This is a genomic window from Paraburkholderia sp., from assembly GCF_035948235.1.
Taxonomy (GTDB): domain Bacteria; phylum Pseudomonadota; class Gammaproteobacteria; order Burkholderiales; family Burkholderiaceae; genus Paraburkholderia.
This window is the reverse complement of record NZ_DASZJJ010000171.1, coordinates 1-2,772: the sequence shown is the minus strand read 5'-3', so window position 1 is coordinate 2,772 and position 2,772 is coordinate 1. Positions and strand designations below refer to the sequence as shown.

Below are 2,772 nucleotides of genomic sequence, written 5' to 3'. Positions count from 1 at the left end.
ATAGCCCAGTTGCACGAGGTAGTGCTGCGCCTCGCGCAACGACATGTCGAGCTTCTCGCCCACGAAGGTCCAGCGCTCGCGCACGCGCTTGAGCAGGTCGAGCGCCTGCTGCACGCGGTCTTCGAGCAGTTCCGCGCTGGGGATCTCGTTGGCGTCGTCGGTCTTGCCGAGCGGCAGCTTGCCTTCCTTGAAGAACGCTTCGAGCGCGTCGATCAGTTGCAGCTTGTTCTTGATCGACAGTTCGATGTTGATGCGCTCGATGCCGTCCGTGTACTCGCCCATGCGGTTGAGCGGAATCACGACGTCTTCGTTGATCTTGAACGCGTTGGTGTGCTTGGCGATCGCGGCCGTGCGGCTGCGGTCGAGCCAGAAACGCTTGCGCGCCTCGGCGGAAACCGCAACGAAACCTTCGCCGCTCTTGCCGTTAGCCATGCGGATGACTTCCGACGTCGCGGTAGCCACGGCATCGGCATCGTCGCCGACGATATCGCCGATCAGCACCATCTTCGGAAACGCGTTGCGCTTGCTCTTGGTCGCGTAACCCACGGCGCGCAGATAGCGCTCGTCCAGATGCTCCAGACCCGCGAGAATCGCGCCGCCCTGCTTCGAAGTCTCGAACAGGTAATCCTTGATTTCGACGATGCTCGGGATCGCCTCGCGAGCCTGGCCGAAGAATTCCAGACAGACCGTGCGCGTATGCGCGGGCATTTTGTGCAGCACCCAGCGCGCCGACGTGATCAGACCGTCGCAACCTTCCTTCTGGATGCCCGGCAGACCCGCGAGGAACTTGTCCGTCACGTCCTTACCCAGACCTTCCTTACGGAACACGCGACCCGCGATGTCGAGCGACTCCGTGCGCAGCAGCTTTTCGCCCGGCGCGTACTCGCCGTCGAACCACTTCAGCTCGAAACGCGCGACTTCGATGTCGTGGATCTTGCCCATGTTGTGGTCAAGACGCGTGACTTCGAGCCAGTTGCCTTGCGGATCGACCATGCGCCACCAGGCGAGATTGTCGAGCGCCGTGCCCCACAGCACGGCCTTCTTGCCGCCCGCGTTCATCGCGACATTGCCGCCGATGCACGAGGCATCGAGCGAGGTCGGATCGACGGCGAACACGAAGCCCGCCGCATCGGCGGCTTCGGTCACGCGGCGCGTGACCACGCCCGCGCCCGAGAAGATCGTCGCGACCTTGCGGTCCACGCCGGGCAGATCGGTCATTTCGACCGGGCCGAGCTGTTCGAGCTTTTCGGTGTTGATGACGGCCGAGAACGGCGTGAGCGGCACCGCGCCGCCCGTGTAGCCCGTGCCGCCTCCGCGCGGAATCACGGTCAGACCGAGTTCGAAACAGGCCTTGATGAGACCGGCGATTTCGGCTTCGGTGTCGGGCGTGAGGACCACGAACGGATATTCGACGCGCCAATCTGTCGCATCCGTGACGTGGGAAACGCGCGCGATGCCGTCGAAGCGGATGTTGTCCTTCTGCGTGCGCTTGCCCAGCACCTTGGTGGCGCGGCGGCGCAGCTCGGCCATCTTCTCGAATTCGGCGGCGAACTCCTCGATGGCGCGACGCGCGGCGGCCACCAGCGTTTCCACGCGGGCGGCGCGATCGACGCCTTCCTGGTCGTTATGCTCGACGAGGTCGGCGTGACGGCGCTTTTCGATTTCGGCGATACGGTGGTTCAGCGCCTCGATCAGCAGCGCGCGGCGCTTCGGGTTGTCGAGCAGATCGTCCTGCAGATACGGATTGCGGCGCACGACCCAGATGTCGCCGAGCACTTCGTAGAGCATGCGCGCCGAGCGGCCGGTACGGCGTTCGGCGCGCAGTTCGGCCAGTGCCTCCCAGGCCGGTTCGCCTAGCAGGCGAATGACGATTTCGCGATCCGAAAAGGACGTGTAGTTATACGGAATCTCGCGCAGGCGCGGTTCGATATCGGTGGCCACGGCGGCGGCTGCGCCGTGAGGATCGAAAACTTGAGGTGCGTTCATGGTTGGACGACTCTTTGAGCCAGTCCCGCGCAGTGGGCAAGCGGCCTGCATGGCGGAAGCTGACGGGGCGCGTGGGGCGCTATTCTGAAATCGAGTCCGCCGGTGGCTCGCGGATGGCGTGCGGTGGCTGATAGCGGACGAAGGGGGTGGGGAAGCATGGCGGCAGCGCTCACGCCGATGGTTCCCCGGCGCTCGGACTTAGCGACACGATCGTGCGTGACGGGCATGCCGCTGCGCCGCGGGGCGGGTCTCGCGCCGTGCGGGCATCAAATGGGCTGTCCGGGGTTGCCAGTGCATCTTCCGATCCTTGTTTCAAAAAGCGATTTTAACGCATGATCCGCACGCGCGCTGACGCTGCACGGGAACAGTACGGACATATAACTTTCATTTTTTGACATTGACGTCGGAATTGATTCGCCGTCCGGAAGGTCGGGAAATCGTTCTGGCGTTTGGTTCAGGCGCACTGGGCGGGCGTGCGGGCCTGCCCTGCCCTTGCTGCCAGCGCATCTGCCGTTGGCGCTATCATTTGCGTTTTAGCGTCCGTTTTCGTATCCGCGTTTTGGCATACAGGCGCCTGTCCCCTCACCTTGCCGCGCCCGGCGCGCCCCCCGCATGGCCTCCCACGACGATTACCTCAAGAAAGTCCTCACCGCCCGCGTCTACGACGCCGCCCGCGAAACCGAACTCGAACGCGCGCCGAATCTCTCGGCCCGTCTGCGCAACACCGTCCTGCTCAAGCGCGAGGACAACCAGCCGGTGTTCTCGTTCAAGCTGCGCGGCGCCTAC

1 protein-coding gene and 1 pseudogene are annotated in these 2,772 nt (G+C 64.2%); one reads left to right on the top strand and one right to left on the bottom strand.

All coding sequences use genetic code 11. The features are described 5' to 3' along the window. On the bottom strand, window positions 1-1,986 hold a 1,986-nt coding region (locus tag VG320_RS14960), incomplete at its 3' end, for a DUF3683 domain-containing protein (protein ID WP_327200880.1). A 612-nt stretch (window positions 1,987-2,598) separates the two neighbouring features. Between VG320_RS14960 and VG320_RS14955 the strand changes: the two are divergent. Then, a pseudogene (locus tag VG320_RS14955) lies at window positions 2,599-2,772 on the top strand (pyridoxal-phosphate dependent enzyme); the annotation flags it as partial.